Source organism: Alcaligenes sp. LTN-3, from assembly GCF_059735605.1.
In genome coordinates, this window is sequence record NZ_JCAPDN010000001.1 from 773,083 (window position 1) to 795,976 (window position 22,894).

At 56.0% G+C, this 22,894-nt stretch carries 14 protein-coding genes; 7 read left to right on the forward strand and 7 right to left on the reverse strand.

Annotation, left to right across the window (positions count from 1 at the left end; genetic code table 11):
• Positions 1–68: 68 nt before the first annotated feature.
• Together AC6I6N_RS03740 and AC6I6N_RS03745 are read left to right on the forward strand one after the other, a co-directional pair.
• Entirely contained in the window at positions 69–386 is a 318-nt protein-coding gene (locus tag AC6I6N_RS03740; RefSeq protein WP_094196710.1) for a DUF4148 domain-containing protein, read from the forward strand.
• Between the two features lie 214 nt (positions 387–600).
• Positions 601–3,063, forward strand: a complete 2,463-nt coding sequence (locus tag AC6I6N_RS03745) for a heavy metal translocating P-type ATPase (RefSeq protein WP_497943237.1) — start codon at positions 601–603, stop codon at positions 3,061–3,063.
• A 161-nt stretch (positions 3,064–3,224) separates the two neighbouring features.
• On the opposite strand, the gene AC6I6N_RS03750 is transcribed toward AC6I6N_RS03745, so the two are convergent.
• Positions 3,225–3,665, reverse strand: coding sequence for a YtoQ family protein (locus tag AC6I6N_RS03750; RefSeq protein ID WP_094196712.1), 441 nt, complete (start codon positions 3,663–3,665; stop codon positions 3,225–3,227).
• Positions 3,666–3,959: 294 nt separating this feature from the next.
• A complete protein-coding gene (locus AC6I6N_RS03755; protein ID WP_497943238.1) occupies positions 3,960–5,159 on the reverse strand; it encodes a tyrosine-type recombinase/integrase in 1,200 nt (399 codons plus the stop codon).
• A gap of 189 nt (positions 5,160–5,348) precedes the next feature.
• Between AC6I6N_RS03755 and AC6I6N_RS03760 the strand changes: the two genes are divergently transcribed.
• Positions 5,349–6,416 carry a DNA-binding protein gene (locus AC6I6N_RS03760; RefSeq protein WP_497943239.1) on the forward strand — a complete coding sequence of 356 codons (1,068 nt, stop codon included), beginning with the start codon at positions 5,349–5,351 and terminating at the stop codon, positions 6,414–6,416.
• Positions 6,417–6,754: 338 nt separating this feature from the next.
• On the opposite strand, the gene AC6I6N_RS03765 is transcribed toward AC6I6N_RS03760, so the two are convergent.
• A complete protein-coding gene (locus AC6I6N_RS03765) occupies positions 6,755–6,886 on the reverse strand; it encodes a hypothetical protein (RefSeq protein ID WP_268253668.1) in 132 nt (43 codons plus the stop codon).
• 271 nt (positions 6,887–7,157) lie between these two features.
• Here AC6I6N_RS03765 and AC6I6N_RS03770 point away from each other — a divergent pair, with 271 nt between their 5' ends.
• From AC6I6N_RS03770 to AC6I6N_RS03780, 3 genes are all read left to right on the forward strand, one after another.
• The gene (locus AC6I6N_RS03770) at positions 7,158–8,750 is read left to right on the forward strand and encodes a multicopper oxidase family protein (protein ID WP_497943240.1); all 1,593 of its coding nucleotides are present in this window, start codon (positions 7,158–7,160) and stop codon (positions 8,748–8,750) included.
• A gap of 169 nt (positions 8,751–8,919) precedes the next feature.
• Entirely contained in the window at positions 8,920–10,122 is a 1,203-nt protein-coding gene (gene purT, locus AC6I6N_RS03775) for a formate-dependent phosphoribosylglycinamide formyltransferase (RefSeq protein WP_230018146.1), read from the forward strand.
• A gap of 18 nt (positions 10,123–10,140) precedes the next feature.
• Positions 10,141–10,599 (forward strand): hypothetical protein, encoded by a 459-nt coding sequence (locus tag AC6I6N_RS03780; protein WP_497943241.1) that lies wholly within the window; start codon positions 10,141–10,143, stop codon positions 10,597–10,599.
• A gap of 117 nt (positions 10,600–10,716) precedes the next feature.
• On the opposite strand, the gene pap is transcribed toward AC6I6N_RS03780, so the two are convergent.
• The 3 genes from pap to AC6I6N_RS03795 all read right to left on the reverse strand — a co-directional run bounded on the left by pap (position 10,717) and on the right by AC6I6N_RS03795 (position 14,356).
• The gene (gene pap / locus AC6I6N_RS03785) at positions 10,717–12,246 is read right to left on the reverse strand and encodes a polyphosphate:AMP phosphotransferase (RefSeq protein WP_094196717.1); all 1,530 of its coding nucleotides are present in this window, start codon (positions 12,244–12,246) and stop codon (positions 10,717–10,719) included.
• A 565-nt stretch (positions 12,247–12,811) separates the two neighbouring features.
• Positions 12,812–13,774, reverse strand: coding sequence for an OmpA family protein (locus tag AC6I6N_RS03790; RefSeq protein ID WP_497943242.1), 963 nt, complete (start codon positions 13,772–13,774; stop codon positions 12,812–12,814).
• Between the two features lie 93 nt (positions 13,775–13,867).
• Entirely contained in the window at positions 13,868–14,356 is a 489-nt protein-coding gene (locus AC6I6N_RS03795) for a hypothetical protein (RefSeq protein WP_159063928.1), read from the reverse strand.
• Positions 14,357–15,365: 1,009 nt separating this feature from the next.
• On the opposite strand from AC6I6N_RS03795, the gene AC6I6N_RS03800 reads away from it, so the two are divergent.
• Positions 15,366–18,932, forward strand: coding sequence for an ATP-binding protein (locus AC6I6N_RS03800; protein WP_162988150.1), 3,567 nt, complete (start codon positions 15,366–15,368; stop codon positions 18,930–18,932).
• Here AC6I6N_RS03800 and AC6I6N_RS03805 read toward each other — a convergent pair.
• Positions 18,901–22,893 carry a type VI secretion protein IcmF/TssM N-terminal domain-containing protein gene (locus tag AC6I6N_RS03805; RefSeq protein WP_094196772.1) on the reverse strand — a complete coding sequence of 1,331 codons (3,993 nt, stop codon included), beginning with the start codon at positions 22,891–22,893 and terminating at the stop codon, positions 18,901–18,903. The genes AC6I6N_RS03800 and AC6I6N_RS03805 overlap by 32 nt on opposite strands.
• Position 22,894 lies beyond the last annotated feature (1 nt).

Genomic DNA, 22,894 nt, shown 5'->3' on the forward strand with positions numbered 1-22,894 from the left:
CATCTAACGATTCGCTAAACACCACAGCGAACGACCGAAAAACACACCATAGATATTTGGAGTAAATAATGAAAAACATCACACGCGCAACTATCGCCAGCCTGATTCTGGGTGCTACCGCTTTGAGCGGCACCGCCATGGCAGCCACCAACAACGTCGCCACCGGTGAAAACCTGAACTACCCAACGATTCAATCGACCGACGCTCCGTTGAGCCGTCAGCAAGTGGTTCAGGAACTGGCTACCGCTCAAGAGCAAGGCTACGTTAGCGCGGGTTCCATGAGCGATTACCCACGTATTGATACCCGCTCCGAACTGAGCCGTGATCAAGTTGCAGCTCAAGCCAACGACTGGAACAACAACAACGGCTCCTTCGTTGCTTACTAAGCTGAATGATCGCTAGTTAGTCGTCGCTTCCCCCTTAAAACGCCTCTTCGGAGGCGTTTTTTTTACCACCGGGCCGCCCCAAGGTAAAAACGCCCCCTCGGGGGGGCAGCAAGCCGAAGGCGCAGCGTGGGGGCATTTATTATCACGTCTTGACCTTCCCATCGGGTCAAGCCCTAAAGTGGCTCCATTGACGATTCATTGAAGGGTGATTTCGATGACAACAAGCGCTTCAAACAAGGGCTCACGCCTGACTTTAGACGTAGAAGGCATGACTTGCGCCTCCTGCGTGAGTCGGGTTGAAAAGATTATTGGCAAAGTGCCAGGGGTGCAATCGGCCCAGGTCAACCTGGCCACCCACAAAGCCACCGTGGACTACGACGGGGCTGCCCCCATCCAAGCGATTATGCAGGCAGTGGAAAAGGGTGGTTACAAAGTTTCCCAACAAGACATCGTTTTGGATGTGCAGGACATGACCTGCGCTTCTTGCGTAGGTCGGGTGGAAAAAGCTCTGCTGAAAGTGCCTGGTGTACAAAAAGCCTCGGTCAATCTGGCTACCGCCAAAGCCCACGTCCAGGTCGTGCAAGGCGTAAAAGCTGCCGACCTGATTCAGGCCGTAAGCAAAGCCGGTTATCCCGCTAGCCTGGCTCAGGCCGCCGCCACAAACGACCAGTTCGAGCGCGCCGAGCAAAGCTACGAAACCCTGCGCAAGCGTTTCTGGCTCGCTCTGGTTCTGGCCTTACCTGTTTTCATTCTGGAAATGGGCGGCCATATGGTGCCTGCCTTTCATCATTGGGTGGCCAGCACCATCGGCACACAAAACAGTTGGTTGATCCAGTTTGTTCTCACCACGCTGGTCTTGCTATTTCCTGGGCGAGAGTTCTATACCAAAGGAATTCCTGTTCTGCTGCGGGGCGGCCCGGACATGAACTCGCTGGTCGCTGTCGGCACCCTGTCTGCTTATACCTTCTCGGTAGTAGCCACCTTTGCCCCCCAGTGGCTACCTGCCGAATCCGTTTACGTTTACTTCGAAGCCGCCGCTGTCATCGTGGCCCTGATTTTGCTCGGGCGCGTCATGGAGGCCCGCGCCAAAGGCCGTACTTCTGAAGCCATTCAGCGCTTGCTCAGCCTGCAACCACCTACCGCCCGTGTACGTCGTGACGGACAGGAAGTCGAACTGCCTTTAGCCGATCTGCATACCGGCGATATCGTCCTGGTTCGCCCCGGCGAGCGTATTCCGGTTGACGGTGATGTGGTGGCCGGTCAAAGCTATGTGGACGAATCCATGGTGACAGGCGAATCGATTGCCGTCTCCAAATCCCTGGGCGATAAGGTCATCGGTGGTACGGTAAACCAAAAAGGTTCGCTGGAATTTGAAGCTACCGCCGTAGGGCAGGACACCGTACTGGCCAATATTGTCTCTATGGTTGAGCAGGCCCAAGGCTCCAAGCTGCCGATTCAGGCCGTGGTCGACAAAATCACGCTGTGGTTTGTGCCTGCCGTCATGACACTGGCCGTCTTGACCGCCATTGTGTGGCTGATTTTTGGCCCATCGCCCGCACTGAGCTTTGCGCTGGTCAATGCCGTGGCCGTGCTGATTATTGCGTGCCCTTGCGCCATGGGTCTGGCCACACCAACCTCCATCATGGTGGGAACAGGTCGTGCTGCACAGGCAGGTGTGCTATTTCGTAAAGGGGACTCGCTGCAAGCACTGCGCGATGTGAAAGTCGTGGCCGTGGATAAAACCGGCACCTTGACCAAAGGCGCGCCCGAGCTGACCGATTTTGTGTGCGCCTCGGGTGAAAACCAGGATCAGACTTTGGCTGCCATTGCCGCTTTGGAGAATTACTCCGAACACCCGATTGCTCAAGCCATCGTCAGCGCCGCCAAGGACAAGCATGTCACGCTACCCAAAGCCGAGCAATTCGAGTCCCTGACCGGCTTGGGCGTCACGGCTCAAATCGGAGCCGATCAATGGCATGTCGGTGCAGACCGCTTGATGACTCAATTAGGTGCAGACCTGTCTGCTTTTACGGAGCAGGCCCAAGCGCTGGCCCAGGACGGCAAAACACCGATGTACGCCGCCCGCAACAAGCAAGTGATTGCCTTGCTGGCCGTGGCAGACCCCATCAAGGAAACGACCCCGCGCGCCATTGAGCAGTTGCATGCCCGTGGCATCAAAGTAGTCATGATTACCGGGGATAACCGCCACACGGCCCATGCCATTGCCCGCCGCTTGAATATTGATGAAGTGGTGGCGGAAGTCATGCCTGAAGGCAAAGTCCAGGCTGTCCAGGCCTTGCGCGAAACCCATCAACATTTGGCCTATGTCGGTGACGGGATTAACGACGCACCCGCGCTGGCCGTGGCCGACGTGGGGATTGCCATTGGCACCGGCACGGATATTGCCATTGAAGCGGCTGATGTGGTTTTGATGTCGGGGGACATGCAAGGCGTAGTCACCGCGATTGCCTTGTCCCACGCCACCATGCGCAATATCCGTCAAAACCTGTTCTGGGCCTTTGCCTACAACGTGGCGCTGATTCCCGTTGCCGCCGGTGTGCTGTATCCCTTTAACGGCACCTTGCTCTCGCCCATGTTTGCCGCAGGCGCCATGGCCTTGTCCAGCGTCTTTGTCGTTAGCAATGCCTTGCGTTTGCGTCGTGTGAAGCTGGATTAAGATCTTCTCAAAACACGTAGTACCGCAGGTCTTTAAAACCCGTTGTTTTAACAACGGGTTTTTTCTTCTCTCTCAGAGCAGAAACATGCCGCCACGGATGGGCGGCATGTTTATCGGGCAAAACAATATCGCCACACTCACGCTCCGACCTGTACTGATAATCAGGCTTTCAGCGTATAGCGCAAAATCTCGACGATCTGCTCGGGTGTGGTCGCCCAGGCCTGCGCACTGGCATCCACTTCTTTCAATGGGTGGATGATGTCCTCGGCATGCAAAGTCACATAGGGTTTGCCCAAGGCGGCACAGAAGCCAGCATCAAAAGCAGCATTCCACTGCTTGTACTTGTCCCCAAAACGCACCACGACCAGATCCGCCTGCTCAATCAGGGTTCTGGTACGGATGGCATTGATTTTGGAAGACTTGTGATCACGCCAAAAACCTTCGCTGGCCGGCCCTAGGTGATCGCCTGCGGCATCGCTGGCATCATGATCGGTGACCGGGCTGGTAAAGGTGATATCCAGTCCAACGGCCTTTGCGCCTTGGGCAATCTGCTCGCGCCAATCCGTGTGAATTTCGCCGGACAGATAAACGGTGTAAGTCATTACGCACTCCATAAAGAAAAGCCGGACGCCTCTTCAACAGGCGCCCGGCGCATTCAAACCCGTCCAACAGTAGCATATTGAGCGCTGCCTAACAGCAGACAAACGCGATAGCCCTTATTTGCAAACACATTCAAGGTGTCAAACAGGCGGCTCGTACTTCTGGATACCGTATTACATGGGTGCAATCGGCTTGAACTCGCAGATACCACGCCTTGGGATTGCTGTTTTACTGAGCGATCCAAGGCGTCTAGCTAATTCAGTTTTCCTGCAATGAATCGGGCAGATACTTACACCTTATTTCCAACCCAGGCTATGAGATTGCTCCAGCGCCTGGTGACGTTGATCATCATCGGTATGCAGATAGATATTGGTCGTGGCAATGGACTCATGGCCCAGAGTGTCACGGATGATGCGTAAATCCACGCCTTGATCAGCCAGATGAGAGCCAGCCGAATGGCGCAGCCAGTGTGCCGAAGCCTGCTCCAGAATGCGGGCCTGAGATTCCTGGTCTGGATGCAAATTCCGCAAACGGTCAGCACTGCCTTGAAAAACCTGTTTGACCAGTACATGCGCCATGGCCCGCGTCAGATGCTTGTCACTGGCGCCAGCCGACATTAATAAAGGATAGGGCTCCAAGGCCTGCGGGGCACCCTGCAGAGCATGCGCTTGCCGATAGCGCATCAATTCACTAAACAGCTCCTGCGTCAAAGGCACATGACGCCATTTATCGCCTTTGCCGTGGATATGCAGCCACCACTGGGCTGTCGCTCCCGCATCGGCACGTTCTTGAACATCGGCCATACGTGCCTGAACCAGTTCGGAAATACGCAAGGCACCACCATAAAGGATAGAGAAAAGCCAGCGTACACGCGCCTTGTAGCGCAACTCGCTCTGCGTCTGTTCAGGCAAAGCCTGAATGTAATCCTGCACCCAACGCCATTGCAGCCGGCTCAAATATCGCTGCTGGGGGGCAGTGGTTTTCTTTTGTCGACGACCTTGATGCGACAAGGCCAAAGGATTGCCCGCCAAATACCCCGCCTGCACCAACCAGCTAAATAAAGAGTTCAGAATCAGTACAGCCTGATTCCGGCTGCTTTCAGACAAGGGCCCGGCAAAGGGCCGCCACGCCGCATGGTGACGGGCAGGGCGGGCGCGTCCTTGAACCACCCAACGATGAGCTGGTTGAGGGTCTGCCAAAAACAAACGATAGGCCAGGATGTCTTCCAGACTAAGCGAGGACAGATCCTTGCGACGCTCCAAGACGGCCCACAACAAAAGCCGCTCCGCCTCCTTGCGATAGTTCGCGTAGGTACGCGGGCTATCTATATAGCGTGCCAACCAGGCTCGCAACGCCTCTATATCTGTTTGCGCCTCAATCTGCGCCCGCCCACCGATAGAACGGTTTGCGCCTTGCCGCCCATCAAAACGGGCCAGTAATTGAGCAATATCGTCCGATCCCAGTTCTGTTGAGGGTGACGTGTTGGCTATTTCCATGGATCAGCAGAAAAACAGAGGCGTTAAGAGAGCAGGGAAGGGGTTTCAAACCCGTCCCTGTGCAATCCGGCCTTCTTAAGGCCATATATTTGACATTATAGAGATAATGTCAAATTACAGAATTCAATTTGTTGATAATTTTATATATTACGTTGTATTATTAATTAAATTATCAACAAAGGTGGAAAAATGGAGCAAAACCAGCCCAATGAGGGCCAAATCTTGGCTGATGTGGCCCAATTACGCGATCGCTTCAGCCATACGCAGACTTTGTACAAAGAAGTGGCTGCGCTCCTGTTTTTTCGCTATGGCGTCACGCCTACGGCCAACAAGCTGTACCAATTGGTGCGTAAAGGCAGCATGAGTGCTCCAGCCCAGGCTCTCCAGACGTTCTGGGAAGATTTGCGGGACAAAAGCCGGGTTCGGCTGGATATGGCTGATATGCCAGAAGAACTGCAAAGCCTGACGGGAGACCTGCTGGGCCGTATCTGGCAAGAAGCCATGGGTCACTCAAAACAGCAACTGCAGCATTACCAAACCCAGGCTGATGAACGCGTCGCACAGGCTCAAGCCCTAACCCAGGAAGCACAACAGGCACTGGAAGTAGAGCAGGGCGCCTTGAAAACGGCTCAAGCCAACATAGAACGCTTGAAAGAAGCACTACAGGCAGCCGGTCAGGAGCAAGCGGCTCTGAAACAAGACTTGCTGCACGCCAAACAACGCCAAAACGAGCTGGAAACCGAAAAGCAGTTGGTTCAGCAAGAGCTACGCCGCCAAAGCGAACAGTTCACCCAGGATTTGGAGCGGCTGCAAAAAGCCATTGAGCTGACCGAGGAGCGCGCCCAGGCCAACGAGCGCCGTGCCTTGTTGGAAATCGACAAGGAACGCTCCATTCAAACGCGACTGCGTCAACAAATAGAAGAGGCCGAGCACGCGAACAAAACCCAGCGTCAGGCTCACGAACAAGAGCTGAACCAGCAGCAGGATCAAATGCAGAAGCTGCGCCAGGAGCTGGGGCAAGAGCAGGGCGAGCGTCGTGCCATGCAAGCAGCTCTGGATATCAGCCATAACTTGGCCAAAGAGATGCAGGGACAACTACAAATGCTACGCACACGTACAGCCTTGCTGGAGCGAGAAAATGAAGAAGCACGCAAGAAAGCCCAACTGCTCAGCCAGCAACTGGAGCAAGCTCAGGCCCAGCCAGTGCGGCCCGTACGCTTAAAGCGGCGCTTGATCAAGAATGATCCTGAACAATGAAGAGCCCATTCAGCAGCCTATGCCAGCATGCACTAGGATAGGCTTGGCGCGCTTTCAATCACCGAAAAAGGTGTCGGCCGATTTAGCGGGATTTCAATCAAAAATCAGGCAAAGCCCAGCCCAGCCTTGAATGAACGAGCAGCCGAACCGAAGGTAAGGACAGCTCATCGTCTTCCTCATGCTTTGAAGCCCTTCGCCTTCCTGCTTCGAATGCCATCATGAATGGACCACTGCGTGTAACGGTCTGTTTTAGCGCAAACGACCAATAGCAGCCTCGTGCTAAGCTTTTACCCATGCTGCGCGCACCCATTTCATCTCGCAAAACCATAGGCTGGCTTTTAGTAGTCAGCCTTATTGTTTTGTTTGCCAGCATCGGCCTGGGTACCAACTTTGCCGCGCACGCCACGACTCAGAACGCGGCTCACAGCACCGTTCAAGGGCACCTCGCCTCGCCGGGGCAATCTCACCATAGCGCTCCCAACCATTGCAGCACCCCGCAAAAAAGTGGCTGCTGCGCGTGTCTTGCGACACTGATTCCACCGCCTGAAGCGATTGTCTTGCAGCCCGCTTTCCCTCCCGTTCCTTTGCACCAAGACTACCTCTCCCGGTTCATTGGCCCCGCCCAGCCACCTCCGCGCTCGTCCTGATCATCTCGTTCTAATTACCGCCCCAAGCCTAACAAGCCTGTGCTCACTAGGCGTGGGCAGCGCATGTATATTGATGATTAATAGGGATAAACCCATGAAACGACGCGATTTTTTCAAACTCACCTTAGGTGCCAGCCTCTTGAGCAGCCTGCCTATACGAAGCTGGGCACAGGGCATGATGGAGCACCACGGATCCATGCCCGCAGATATGCCCGGTCACGGCATGATGGCTCGGCAAGGCTTGATGCCGGTCGAAAAGATGCTGGCAGGTCAGGCACTGCAAGCTCTACCAGTGCTGAAAAACAGTAGTCAGAAAAAAGGGCTGTTTCAGGCGAAAATTACTGCGGCCGCCCACCAACGTGTGCTCGCCGATGGCAAAACCACCGAGCTTTGGCTATACAACGGCCAGGCTCCCGGCCCACTCATCGAGCTGTACGAAGGCGATCAAGTCGAAATCGAGTTTGAAAACCAGCTGGATCAAGCCACTACGATTCACTGGCACGGCTTGCCCGTACCCTCGGATCAGGACGGGAACCCACAGGACGCGGTCTTACCAGGACAAAGCCGCTACTACCGCTTTACTTTGCCCAAAGGTTGCGCCGGCACCTACTGGTATCACCCGCATCCGCATGGAAAAAGTGGTGAGCAAGTCGCGCATGGACTGGGCGGGACAATTATTGTTCGCTCTTCCAAAGACCCATTGAAGGACTATGCGGAACAACATTGGGCGATCAGCGATTTGCGGTTGGACATCAATGGCCATATACCGGCCAACACCGGCCCGGATTGGATGAATGGCAGGGAAGGGCAGTTCGTGCTGTTGAATGCTCAACGCCAGCCGCGCATCCAGACCAGCACAGCAGAACGTATTCGCATCTGGAACTCCTGCTCTGCCCGTTATTTAAGACTGCACATCCCCGGCGCCCAGCTGATTCAAGTTGGTACAGATGGTGGGTTGCTGGAACAGCCTTTGGCCGCCGCAGAGTCTATTTTGCTGGCACCGGCTGAACGGGTGGAGTTCTTTATCCAAGCGGGAAAAAACCTGGAAAGCAGCTTGCAAGCCCTGTATTACGACAGGCAAAAAATGATGATCAAGGAAAAACCCGAGACCTTGACGCTGGCAGGGCTGACAATCCGCCATCAGGAAATCGACCTGCCCGAGCAGCTACGGACAATTCCGGCGATTCCTGCTGCCGCCAGTACCGCAAAAGTGGTGTTCAGCGAAGTCATGCCCATGAACCACGACATGCCATCCGGGCACGGCTCTGGCATGGCGGCCTCGCCCGGAATGAACCATCAGGGCATGGGGGGCATGGACCAGGAAACCATGATGCCCGGCATGGCAGCCATGCGCTCCATGTTCCGCATCAACAATCAGGTCTACGACATGAACCGTATCGACCTGCGTTGCCCGACAGGGCAGTGGCAGTACTGGGATGTCATCAACGACTCCCATATGGATCATCCTTTCCATCTGCACGGAACGCAGTTTCAGGTTCTGGCACGTCAAACCGGCAACAGGTCCGTCCCGGAGCCATTCCGTGCCTGGCGAGATACCGTCAATCTGCGCCCCAACGAGACAGTCCGACTGGCATTCCGACAGGAATTGCCAGGCCTGCGCATGTTTCATTGCCACATTCTGGAGCATGAGGACCTGGGCATGATGGCGCAGCTAATGGTGGAATAAGGAGGCGGATTAAGGCTCGTCCGGCTTTCAAGCTGAAGTCTTGAAAACGTCCGCTCCGCAAGGCTGTGTGCCAGCGGGGCGGACAAAGCCGTCCTGCTTGAAAAAAACCCGGCGTCGCCTGCATTACAATACCGCTTTTGAATTTCTCATTTTCAGCGGAGCACGCGCCATGAGCCTGTTGGGCACCCCTTTATCGTCGTCGTCGGACAAAATCATGCTCTTGGGCTCGGGAGAGCTGGGCAAAGAAGTGCTGATTGCGCTGCAACGCCTAGGGGTAGAAACCATCGCGGTAGACCGCTACGACAACGCACCTGGCCAGCAAGTTGCCCATCATTCGCGCACTATTACCATGAGTGACGCCGAGCAACTGCGCGCCCTGATCGAACAAGAAAAGCCCACCCTGGTTGTGCCCGAGATTGAAGCTATTGCTACCGGCGTGCTGGAAGAGCTGGAAGCCCAAGGCAAGGTGCGCGTCATACCAACCGCCCGTGCTGCTCGGCTGACCATGGACCGCGAAGGCATTCGCCGTCTGGCTGCTGAAACACTGGGCGTTCCCACCAGCCCCTACCAATTTTGCGAATCGCTGGCAGAACTGCAAGCCGCTATCGACGATAAGATCGGCTACCCCTGCGTAGTCAAACCCTTGATGAGCAGCTCGGGCAAAGGTCAAAGCAAGATCAGCGGGCCTGATGACGTCGCCAAAGCCTGGGACTACGCCATGGCCGGTGGCCGCGTTAGCCAATGCCGCGTCATTGTGGAAGGCTTTATTGATTTCGACTACGAAATCACTTTGCTGACCGTCCGTGCCGTCGGTGCAGACGGCCAGATCGAAACCCAGTTCTGCGACCCCATTGGTCACAAGCAAGTAGATGGCGACTACGTAGAGAGCTGGCAGCCTCAGCCCATGAGCCCCAAAGCCCTGCAAAGCGCACGCGATATCGCCCAGGCGGTCACCCAGAACCTGGGTGGCCAAGGCTTGTTTGGCGTAGAGCTGTTTGTGAAGGGCGATGAGGTATGGTTCAGCGAAGTCAGCCCCCGCCCACACGACACGGGCATGGTCACCATGGCTACTCAATGGCAGTCCGAATTTGAGCTGCATGCACGCGCGATTCTGGGCCTGCCAGTTAATACGGCCTTGCGCATGCCCGGCGCCAGCGCCGTGATTTACGGTGGCGTAGATGCGAAAGACGTAGACTTTCTGAATGTGGCCCAAGCCCTGCGCATCCCGCAAACCGATATCCGTCTTTTCGGCAAACCCGAGAGCTTTGAAAAACGCCGCATGGGTGTTGCCCTGGCAGCAGACACTGACCTGGAAACGGCCCGCGCCAACGCTCGCCAAGCCGCTGCCACCGTCAAAGTCCAAGCCCGCTAAAACAAGGCGTTTTCCACCATGCCCGTCATCATCTTCCTGCTGTTCATAGGGATTATTGCGGCGCTGGTCTATGGTGGAATGCAGCTCTTTAACCTGGTCAGCGCCAGTGCTGGTGCCATCGCCGCTATCTTGAGCCTGTTGATAGCGGCGGCCATTCTGGTGGCTCCCTTTATGGTATGGCGACGCCGTTATCTGGCCATCCACGGTAAAAAACAACAAGGCCAGCGCATTGTAGAACTGGCTTTACCCGATGGCTCGATACGCCTGGATGCCTTGCAAAAGCGTGGTCAGATTCAAACCCGGCAGGGGGTACGTGCCTTTATTTTTGCGGATATTGAAGCAGTAGAGCCACAGGGCAGGGGGCTGACACTTATATTGCGTAATCCCACCCAACGGTGGGAGATTCAAACCAGCCACTTTGCTGAGGCCAAACGCTGGCACAAGATCCTGAACCTGGCTGCAAAACAGGATTTATAGGGCTAGCATCAGTCCTGCAGCACATAAAAAGCACCCGCAGGTGCTTTTTTGTTTGTTTTTTGTTTGGTTATTTTGGCAGGATAGCCAAGCGAATACATCAATAGCGGGCTGCCGTCCTTAGACTTGCTCACTAACTTGATCCGACAAGGCCGGCTCATTGAGGCTGATCATGTGCTCATCCAAAGACTCCAGCGTTTCCACAACGGTACGCAGCACCTGAATACGCGCCGCTTTTTTGTCCTTGCTAGGCACAATATGCCAAGGTGCCATGTGAGTATCAGTCTGGGCAAACATCTCCTGAGCCGCACGTTGATACGCCGTCCATTTCTCACGATTACGCCAATCCTCTTCCGTAATCTTGTAAGCCTTAAAGGGTGTTTCCTCGCGGGCCTTGAAGCGCTTTAGCTGCTCATCCTTATCAATATCCAGCCAAAACTTGATCACCGCCGTGCCGTTGGCCAACAATTGCGCCTCAAACTCATTGATTTCCTCGTAGGAACGATGCCAGGCAGCGCGGGAGATCAGCTTCTCCACTCGTTCCACCAGCACACGACCATACCAGGAGCGATCAAAAATGGAGATTTCTCCCAGACGCGGCAACTTGCGCCAGAAACGCCATAGATACGGACGTGCCCGTTCCACCGCGTTAGGAGCGGAAATAGGGAAGATATCGTACATCCGCACATCCAGGGCTTCAGTCAAACGGCGAATAGTGCCGCCTTTACCGGCCGCATCGCGTCCTTCAAAGACCAGTACCAAAGAATGTTTGCGGAATGCTTTGCTACGTACCGCGCAGGACAAACGGCCTTGCCAATGCAAAAGCTCGGCATCGTAATCCAACACAGGTTCCACGGGAGGAGGGGACTGCAAGCTGGCAGTCGGCACATTCAAACGAAACGGGAACGCATACGGCTCTTTAACTTGTCGCGGGACAATGGGTTTATCCAAAGCCTGCAACACGACTTTTGCCAAGGACACATCACGCAAGTTCTGATCTGCGCTGGGGATCACCACCCAGGGAGCGTAATTTCTGTGGGTCAGATTAATGGTTTGTGTAGCTGCATTGCGTAATTGCTTGAATTTCTTGTGAACCTTCAAGTCTGCCTTGCTAACACGCCAAGCTGTATTTGGGTCAGCCATCAAGGTCGTACAGCGGGTCAACTGAGCTTGAGCGGAGAGGTGGAACCATAGTTTCAACACCTGCACGCCTTGATAGGCCAGTTGCGCTTCAAAACGATTGATCAAATGGGTGTATAGGGCGATCTTGGTCGGATCCGGTTTCTTGCGGCCCAGCTCTGTCATCAAAGGGGCATACCAGGAACCAAACACCAAACCCGTCTGACCACGAACCGGCAGCCGATTCCAATAACGCCACATTAAAGGCCGCATGGCTTCCTCTTCATTTAGCGCACCAAAAGCCAAGGTGTGCACGTAGCGAGGATCCAACCAACTGTTCAAGGTATTGATTGCAGAGCCTTTCCCCACACCATCCATCCCGGCTACCACGATCAGCAAGGTTTGATCTGCTTTTTGCAGACGCTCGTACTGCTTTAGCAGCAGCGCTTCGCGCAGCGCGTCAATCTGCGTCTTGGCTACGTCATCACTCAAGCTGGGATCGCGTTCGGCAAACTGTAGTACATGGCCCATCGTGCTTCGCTCCGTTTCACATAGCTCGTCACTATAACCATGCAAGGGGAGACTTAACTACCTTGGGGAGGAAAATAATCTGCAGAAAAACAGTAGCCAGGACGAGCGTAGTAGCGATTCTTTAGAGGTAGATACAAAGCACTGCTATTTAGCGACTTTACATAATATACATTATGCGTTAATTATTAGCGAAATAAACAAGAGGTCTTTATTTGTCCCACACAGCAATCTCGCAGGACGTTCAACCAGCTTATCTTCAAGCAAAAAGGCACTCAATACAGTCGGAATCCCGCCACCTGCACCCACAAGGCCTACACCCAATCCTGGGCGATGCTCGCTTTCAGTTCCCTTATATCGGATTGATTACCCCTAGGGCTGGGCTCGATGTGTTCTGTTGCATGAGTGTAGCCACCACAAGCACGCCAAGCACAGCCGCTCAAGATCAACCCGCCACAGATACAGAGCGGTGTAGGACGACGGAACGAACGCAAGCCCTATCCCTGATCGCCCGAGCCCGCAGCCAGCACACTGGTTCTGGTCATCGTTGCTGGCGCCTGAGATGGCTTTACTGCACTACCAGCTCAACTCGTCTATTGCGCGCGCGCCCTTTTTCGTCTGCATTGCTTGCTACCGGAGAAAAAGATGCGACACCTTTAGCCAGCAAGTTTTCCGCCTTAACACCATATGAAGTATGTAAAGCCTGAACAACTGCCTGAGCTCTACTCTGCGACAAGGTCAGATTGGCATCAAGCGAACCTTGATTATCCGTATGGCCCACCACATATACTTTTAGGTCTGGATGGCTAGAGAGCAATTTAGCCATTTCTGATAAGGCCGTATCCGATTCTGGTTTTATCTCTGCTTTAGCGCTATCGAAGTAAATTCCTGGAACCGTGACATACCCTTGGCGTTCGAGTGATTGTTGCAACTCGTCCGCTTGTAGCACTTTAATTTGATCCAGTTCCAATTGGGCACCTTCTACGATTTCCTGATAGAGATAGGTCCTGTGATTGGACGTATCATCCACCACATGCAGAAAAACGTGGACCTCTCCTGCCTCATCACTACGACGGGTGAGCAAAACACGCTCACTTGAACTACCAAAGACCGCATCGCCAAATGCAGTAGGTCGAACGCGTCCTTCAAGGGAAATAAAGGGCATCATATCCGGACCACACGTCTCTGGGCCATGGCAGGCAAACAGCGTTTCAAACCCGCCTTGCTGCAGCGCTTTCTCGTAATTTCGCAGAACCTCCAATGCTGAATGCTCACCCGGAATCCGGTAAGCGATGCGAGTGACCTTACCCTCCAATTCAAGCAATTGCCCCGGTGCTTTCTTGTCCTTAATGATTCCCGCAGGCAACACGGCGGCATCGTAGTTTTTTCTCAAATAGTTGCGAATCTCTGCCCCTGGGAATCGACTCAAAAGCGGATGATCGCTAGAACCTTTGACGTCAGCGGCAAAAACAGCTGGCGTATCCACTATCAGCAACACCAGAAACACGAAAGATAAAATTGTCTTTAACATATATTTTAATTATAAAAATAAACCGCTATTTATTACTATTTACATTCTGATTTTTTTATTCTTGGTTTTTATTATCATTAATATTTTTTGTTGTTATAGGTTCCGCAATGCACGACGGACTTCTCCACATTTTGCGGGATTGGTGAGTTCAAAATCCGTCACCAAACGCGTCTTTGGATCGTAGGACATCGTTAGCTGACAGGGACGGAGTATGTCTCTGTCCTCATAAATAATACCTGTCGTCATTCCTGGTCGATCCAAGTTATGGTATGCGTAAGTATCTGCCTCCACGGTGACTCGTTGGTAGTAGGAAAGATTCCACTTATAGGCAGGCTCTCCATTCAAAACGGTTTCAACTTCCCCGCTACGACCGAAAGCATCACGATATTTTTCTATGCTCTCCCCCCTTACCATCGGTTTTTCTATGAGCTGAATACCTAACGCGGAGCCTATTTCAGCAGCACAGCCACCAAGACTTATCAGGGTTAAAAACGAAATAATTAATTTTATGATGTGTGTCATTTTATATAAAAAGATACAAATTGTATTAAACGATCCGCTCGGAATAATTCCAAAAGCCACGCGTTTTTAACACACATTCTGCAAGCTCAGGCTTAAAATTTTTCTCTTTTCCAGAGCACGCTCGATAAAAACAATTCAAAGAGAATTCGCACTCTTTTTCACTCATAGCCATGTTGCAAGACTATGACGGAACGCCTGGCTAAGCACTCAACGACTCAGCCCATATCCATTAAGCCTCCACATCGCCATAGTCGTTTTAATACGCAACTGTGTACGGCAAGCCCCTTCTTTTAAACGCAAGGTCAAAAGTATCTGGGTTGTTTGCCTTCTATTGGGAAGCGGACACCCACTGCATACGGCGTGTAGTGATTTGCTCGTAACTAGCAACGAACAATCCCACATGGAGGGAACGGTCTGCGCCCAGTACAGAGAGAAACAATGACTTCCGGTGCCCCAGCCGTTCTGAGTACACGTCAAATCCCGACAAGGAAAGCACCATAAGATTGAGGCGCAGACCCAAGCCGACAAGGGCAACCGCCCTGAGCCTTGCGTGCAAAGCGCAAGACCAGCCATGCGCGACATTTCTGGCGAATCTGAGCACGGCCGGAGCAACGCCATTCTATCGGGACCTGTACCCTGCTCCCGTCGATCCTGCTACGCAGACCGGCCCGCCAATAGTCGTTTTTTCAGCGCTATGTGATGTCGCGTTTGAGCCGCCGTAATCCTCACAAAGCCACTAACAGCCAATTATCGCCCCCCATGTGATCTGTGTTTTGCCACAGCCGCGTAATAAATCAGAGGCCTAATTAGTTTTGTTACAAGCCGACGCCGCCCGCTGCATGCCTTGTGTTCACACGGCCAAGCTTGATGGGTTCCTCATAGCGGTATTGGGGATCAGGTTTCCTTCCCAGTTAAACCAAAAATAAACGCCTGCAAACCAGAATGAAGCCTTTTGTTGCATCACTCGTACATTTACTAACGCAGAGTGCAGTCGGCAGGGATGGAAAACAAGATGGGAATGCAGACGGGGATCTCGAGACAGGGTCCCAACCGAATTGAACTCTATTGTTTGGGAACCTTTCGTTTATTGATCGACGGGCAGGACCGCAGTCACCTGTTAAGTTATGACAAGGTCAAGCTGCTGCTCGCTCTTTTGGTGCTGGCACAGGGCCAGGCAATAGCACGAGTCAAGCTGGCCGATATGCTCTGGCCCGAGAGCGACCCCGAGCAGGGGCGCGCTCGGGTGCGCCATGCCTTGTATGTGTTGCGTCAGGCATTGGCCCCCCTGTCCAAGGTGCTGCTCAGCTCCACGGCAAGCCTGACACTGGAGTCCGATACCGTCTGGAGTGACGTTCTGTACATAGGCAGTTCCACGGCGACCGAGCTGGACGAAGCGCGCAACAAACTAAGCCTGTACCAAGGTCCATTTCTGGAGGGCCTTAAATTGCCCGGTAGTGACAGTTTGATGAGCTGGCACAACAACTGGAATGCACGCCTGGACATCGAGCTGGCGCAATGCCGACACCATCTGATCAAGGCATTGATGGCCAGCGAACAGCAGCAGGCAGCCCTGGCGTATGCCAAAACCTGGGTCAATCTGTGGCCTGAGGATGAATCCTGCCACCGCTTACTTATCCGACTTTTGGTGCAGGACAATGATCATGACGCGGCCATGCTGGCCTATCAGCAATGTTGCGATGTGCTCCAGCAGCGTCTGGGTGTACAACCTGACGCACAGACGCGCGCTTTGCTAGGCACCGGTGTTAACGCAGCGCCCGCCTTACATGGGCCGTCCGATCCCGAAGGCTACCACTTTCGGGCCATGGCTACGGTAGCCATTGCCATTGGCTGGCGCCCCAACCCTGACAGCGGCGACGATTCCATGGAGACGGATTACGAAACCAGAACCTTTCTCCTGCGCGAAACGCATGAGCGGGTGGTGCGCTGTGCTCGCGAACACGGGGCCTGGATAGAACAGGAACATAACGCCACCTTGCTGGCGCATTTCGGCTACCCCGCCATCAATGAGCGTCCCGTGGCCCCTGCCCTGACCCTGGCGCGCACGCTGGCCGGTCTCAGCCGGCCAGCCCAAGTCAGTCTTGGCCTGGCCGTTCATGCTGATGTACTGCCCATTGATCCGACCACGCCCATCAACGCACACCATTTGCTCTGCCAATCCGTCATTTCCCTGGCCTGGCAAGCAGACAATGGGGCGGTCTTGCTCAGCAGTCAGGCGGCTGCACGCCTGTCGTCCTGGTCTCTGGAGGCCTTGCCATCAGGCAAAGAACCATCCTCATACCAGTTACGCCTGAGCGAAACCGCCACCGATACCGGCCGCATTCACGGACGGCTGCGCGAGTTCGATATTCTGCTTCAATACTGGAGCGGTCGTCTTAGCGCGGCGCCACGCATGCTGTTGCTGCATGGTCATACCGGAATGGGCAAGACCAAGCTGCTGCGTTCGCTGCAGGACTATGTGCGCAATGTGGAAGGTGCCGTCGTGGGGCTGCAGACCCAGGAAAATGATGTACGCAGCCCTTACGCGCCGGTACTGCGCTGGCTGCAAAAAGAGCTGCGATATGTCACACCGAATACCGCCGACACCCGTAACGGCGAGCAGGACACGCAGCTACATCAACGATTGATGGCCCAGTACGACCTGAGCGTTGCGCAGGCCGATATTCTGCATCAGACCTTGATTGAACCGTCCACACTCGGCCAGAGCGTAGTGCGTGAACAAACGCAACACGTCTTGCTGGCCCTGTTGCACGCGCTTTGTCGGAACCAGACCTTGTTGCTGACCTGGGAGGACTTGCACTGGTGTGATGCCGCCAGCCTACAATTGTTGCAGCGTCTGCTGGCAGGCGAGGAGCGGCTGCGCATCGTGGCCACCTCTCGCCAGGCCTTGCCCGAGTCCTGGCCTGTCCTGCCCTTGCGGATTGGCGCACTCGCCCACCAGGACATGAATGAACTGATCAGTCAGCGCAGCCGCTCGATCAAGCTGCCTCGCGATATTCGCACGCACATCATCGAGCACAGTGAAGGCAGCCCCATGCTGGCACGCGAACTGCTGCACTTATATCAGCTCGGTCAGGACCTGACCCTGGTGCCGCGCTTGCTGGACCAGTGCGCCGCCCATTTGCGCCGCCTGACGCCGCTCCAACGCGAACTGGCCTACTTGGCAGCCCTGCTGCCCGATATTGACGAGCGCCTTGCCAGCCGTTTGCTGGAGCAACCCCAATCGACCATCCGTACCGCTTTGCAGATCCTGGAGCAGCATGAATGGTTGATGTCCACCGAGCAATCCCGCTGGCGCTGCCCCGATATACTGGGCAACTGTCTGCGCCAGCTCATTATCCGTCCCGAGCGCGAACGACTCGGACGACGGCTGGCCGAGCATATGGTCGAGCATAATCACGCGCCATCGGCTATTGCCACCCTATTGGGGCAAGTTCGCTACCAGGATACGGTCCAGTGGTGGCAACGCGCCATCGAGCACGCACTCGAACACGGCCAGTTACAGGAAGCCGAGCGCTACCTGTCACAGGCTTTACGCAGCCGGCGCTTCATCGCCGATCCCACCGTGCATTCACAAACCAGTTTTGCACTGCACCTGACTAAAGCCTCCTTAAGCACCGCGGCCACGGGCCCGGGCTCTCCCCGTTCGGTAGAAGCCTTCGAGCAGGTCAACGAGCTGAGGGACCCTGAAGAGCCCCTGACCTTGCTGGCCAGCCTGTGGGGCGAATGGTTGACCCGCCACAATCGCGGACAATTGGACGGCTCCTTGCCGATTGCCGAAAAAGTACTGCGCTTGTCTCAGGATCAACTCAACGAGGCTTGGCAAGGCTGGGCCTGGTACGCATTGGCCCAGCATCGCCTGTGGCGGGGCGATCCGGTACAGGCAGAAACGTTGCTGGTGCGGGCCCTGCCGTTGATCGGCATGTCGGCCGAACCCCAGGATGCCCAGGCCCTGCCATCCCAGAAGCCCTCGCAGGCGCTGGCCTATGCCTCGTTGGGATTGTGTCAGGCCTTACAAGGCCATTTTTCCACTGGTTTGCAAAATGCCCGCCACGCCATCACCCTGGCCAGCTACCACCATCATCCTTTGGCGGGCGCCATTGCCTCCCGGCTACATCTGATGCGTATTTACTACCTGGCCGGAAATCTGCAGGAAATGACTCAGGAGAGTTTGGCGTTGACTGGAACGCAGTCACCGGCCAAGCCCGATACGGTCTGGATTGCACTGGCGCAGATGCATCAATTACTACCCGCTGTGCTACAGACCCGCAACGCGGACCTGATTGAGCCCATGCAGGCCGCGATCGAACGTATACGCATGGATATGCCTGTTGCTGTGGAAGGACAACTGTGCATGCTGGCTCGCGCCCTGCTTAGCCTGGCGCGCGACGACGCCGCGTTTGCCGTATTGGCCGAAGCCGAACAGATCAGCGAACAACACGGTTCCGTGCTGATGCTTCCAGAAATACAGTGTCTGCGCGGCGATATCTGGCTACAGCGCCAATGCCCGGACCTGGCCAGCCAACACTGGCAGCAGGCCCGGGAAAGCATGGACCAGCATGGGCTGCTGGCCTACCAGCACTGGCTTAACGATCGCCAGGCACTAATTCCGGGTTGACCCGCAAGGCCTGGGCAATCTGCCCGGCCACGATGCGGGCTTGTTCGCGGCTGTCATAAACCGGGCTTTGCACCCGGTACAGATCTTTGCGTCCCGGACGAGGCAAGGGAATCTGCACGGCGTCAATCCCCAGCGCATCCAATTGCTCCACGGCAGCGCGGGGATCGGCAAACACCCCCACCTGAACACGCCAGCCCTGCTGCGACCGCTCCTGAGCCGGCGTCGCTAATGAGGCCGCCACTTGCTCGGGCGCAGGTTTGGCGGCCCGTTTTGAAGCGGGCTGAACAGCCTGCTTTTGCGGTGCCGGTGCAGTCGGGGCCGAATCGGGCGGCAATGGTCCCTCCTCCTGAAACACCGTTACTGGCGAACGCCAGCACTGGGTCACAATGCGCTCGGGCACCAGATCCTGCGTCCAGCTCGGTTGCGCCATCGGACTGCTCACGCCGGACTGCGCCTCGCGCAGGGTCAGCAATTGCTCGTTGATCTGAGCCTGTCGGGCCTGAATGCGATGCAACTGGTTCACGTTATCCACCAGATTACGTTGCCCCTGCAAACGCCAGTTCAAGACCAGCCACTGTACGCCGGCATCGATCAGACGCTCTTCTTGCTGCGGGAAGTCGCTGGCCTGGAAACGGTGCTCACCACTGCTGAACTCGTGCAAAAAGTCGATAAAGCCTTCTGCGCCCGGATAGACCCGCTCCAGCACAAAGCCTGGAAACTGAATCTGCAGCACTGCATCACCACACTGCCCCTGTGCCCATGCAAAGGTAGCCCTGGAGGGGAAGTTGAAGTTATCCAGCCGCGTCACACCGCTGGCACATTGCAAACTCAGGCGGGTGCGTTGAGGCAATTGACGCGCCCCGGTGTTGAGCAGCGGCGGCTCGGCATCGATCACAACGGCCGCGGCCAAGGACTGAACCGCTTTGGCCTGTTTATCCAGCTCAGCCAGCTCCTGCTGCAAGGTTTCGATCTGGCTACCGCGCACACGCGCCGCCTGTTCATCGTGCAGGCGCGTTTCGGCATGCGCCACCTGCCGCGCCTGAACGGCGTTCGCGTAGGCATAGAACTGCCCACTAAGCGGCATGCTCTGCCCCAGCGCACTGCGCGGTCCGTAACTTTGCGCATCACGGCTCACAAAGTAGCGCAAATCACCCTGCAAGAACTGAGGCACGGTGCCACGATCACCGTACAACAGTTCATAGGCCAGGACGGGACTGCGCACACCCTGTACCACACTCAAGACCGAAGCGGCCCATTGATCCTGCAAACCGCAGGCGGTGCGCCGGGCGGTGTAATCCAGCACCAAGGCCAGCGGACCACGCATCAGAGTCCACACGGCATCCTCACGGGCTGTATCGCGCTGCAACTGGGTGCGCAAGTCATCCAGACTGTGTTGGGCATCGTGCAGCAACGACTCTTGCACTTGCGGGTCCTGTCCAAACCCCCAGGTCTGGCGTGCCAGTTCCTGCGCGCTGCCCGGCCCCTGCAACAAGCGCTTGATCGCATCGGCAAGTTGAGTCTGATAGGCACGCAACGGCGCAATGCCCGCCAGACTGGCGCTGACGCCCTGCACGCTTTGTGTCAACGACTCCCCCTGCTGCACCGAGCGCAGCCCCACATGCCCCAGTGCATTGACGCGTTGAGCCTGATCCAGCCAGCCTGCCAGACCCTCCTGGGCGGGGGCCTGACGGGCGGCCAGACGCAGTTGCTGCAACGTCAGCATGCTAGCCACCCAAGCCGGGCGTTCTCCGGCAGGCACCTGCTGAAACAGCCCATCAACCGCTTCAAAAAGACGGGCATAGGGATCAGCCACTGAAAACAGACTGCTGATGGCGCCATCCCAATCCGATTCGGTCTGCAAATAAAAACGGGCATCGTTAAAGCGCACAATGAAGCGATACCAGGCGTCGTAGGACAGTTGCCGGAAACCCTGTTCCAGCACATCACTTTGCCCCATCCAGAAACTGCGCTCACCCGAGGCTTCGGCCAGCTCCTGGACAAAACCCGAGATCGCTGCCGTACCGGTCTGCGTCAAACCGGCAGCGATCACAGGCGCCCTAGCATCGGGCCGGACACTCCAGAAATCCGCCAGCGTAATCGGGCGGATGCTGTTTTGAAAATCCGCCCAGGCCAGCAACCAGGAGGGCGAGCGAGCACGCAAGCCCAACTGGCGCAGCGCAGCCTGCAACGCATCCAGCTCCCCTTGCAGTTGAACCCGCTCGGGGGACCAGCGCAGATAATCCACATATTGTTGACCAAGCAGCACACCCGTCTGCAGACCGACTTGCCGGGAGGCCGAGTCGCCATACAAGGTCGCCAGCTCCATGCCCGGCAAAGGCCGACCTTCAAGCGGGCTGCCGCGTAACTGGCCGGCCACCAGATTGATGCGACGCACCAAATACTGACTCCAGGCAGCCACTTCTGTCTCGCTGCCGCTACGACTGACGCGTGGCAGATCCTGCACAATCAATGGGTCCAGAAACGCCTGCAGGATTTCGCGCCGGAACGCATCCACAAAACGTTGCTGGTAAAACTGCTGTACCTGGCGCACATGGCCCTGAAACGGCAACCAGGCCTGGATGCCGTGATTGGCGCTGTCCAGCCTGCCAATGGCACTGCGCCAGATATTGAGCGACTGCACATCTTCGTCCAGCGCACCCTTTTGCATGCGTGTTTCGAGCTGCTGCAACGGTTGGGCCGCAAAGGCTTGCAAACTCGAGCGGGCACGTTCACTGGAGTAAAACAAGCCGCCTGCCAGCGCACCACACAAGAGCAGCCAGGCCAGAACCAGAGAATGACGCAACACACGGCGCCAGGGCGACCAGCGGTCGAAGACTTGCCAGCCATACCGGCAAGACGGCAGGATGCGATCGAGCACGTCGCGGGCAAAGGCAATGCCTTCACGAGTTTGATGCGGAGTGCGCACCTGCCAGTACAGGCCACGCAATAAAGGGGTGGCCGAATACGGCGTGGCCTCGAAAGCCGGGGCCAGCAAGTCTTGCAGGATGGCTTGTTGTGCCGCGATACGTTCGGGCAATTCAAACACCGGCGCAGGCTGCACTCCATGCTGACCGAGTACAATCCGCAATTGCGCCATTCGTCGCCCCACGGACTCGAACGCCTGCGCCAGAAACTGCAGCGAGCCCTGCTCGGCCCCTTGTCCGCCCACCATATAGCCCAGCGCCTGATCGTAGACCTCGGGCGGCAATTGCTGCAGCCAGGCAGACAGACCGGGAACCTTCTCGCCCCCTTGCAACATCAGCCAGACAGGAATGCGCGCCTGAAAAACACGCGCCAAGGCATCATGGCGAGCCCGCATCTGCTTGCCCGCCGCCTGCAACTGTTCCTGATTGGCCTGCAATAGCCAGGACAAGTCGATATTGAAAACCAAGCCGTTAAGCGGCTCGCGTCGGCGCGTGCGCATCAGTTGGTGCAACAGACGCGACCATGCCGCTTCTTGGGCCGTGTGCTCATCCGCGCCGAGCACCGGCCCAGCCCACACCATGACACTGGCTTTCATGAAAAACCAGCCCACGCCCTGATCCAGGCCTGGCCCCGCTGCGGGCAGCGATTGCACCGCGAGCCGGGCATAATCGTCCTGAGTCTGGCAAGGTCCAACATCCAGGCTCAGCATCCAGGGCAAGGCATACAACGATGAACGCCGTCCCCCCAGTCGTGCCTGACGCAGCACCTGCAAGCCGGCTCCCCATTGGGCGTCAAACGCGGCATGCTGGCTGCCCACCACACGCGGCATGTCGCGCGCCAGACGCCGGCGCAAACGCCACGCCAGCCAGCGCCGACGCAGCCCCGCGGCCAGCCAGATCAGCAATAGTGCGACCAGCACCAGCGTTGGCAAGGCCCACAGCGGCCAGCCCTTGTGCATCACATACAACCAGGCCAGCCCCGTTAGCACGAGCAGCAGCGCCAAGAAGCCCAGCACACGCAAACTTCGTTTCAACATA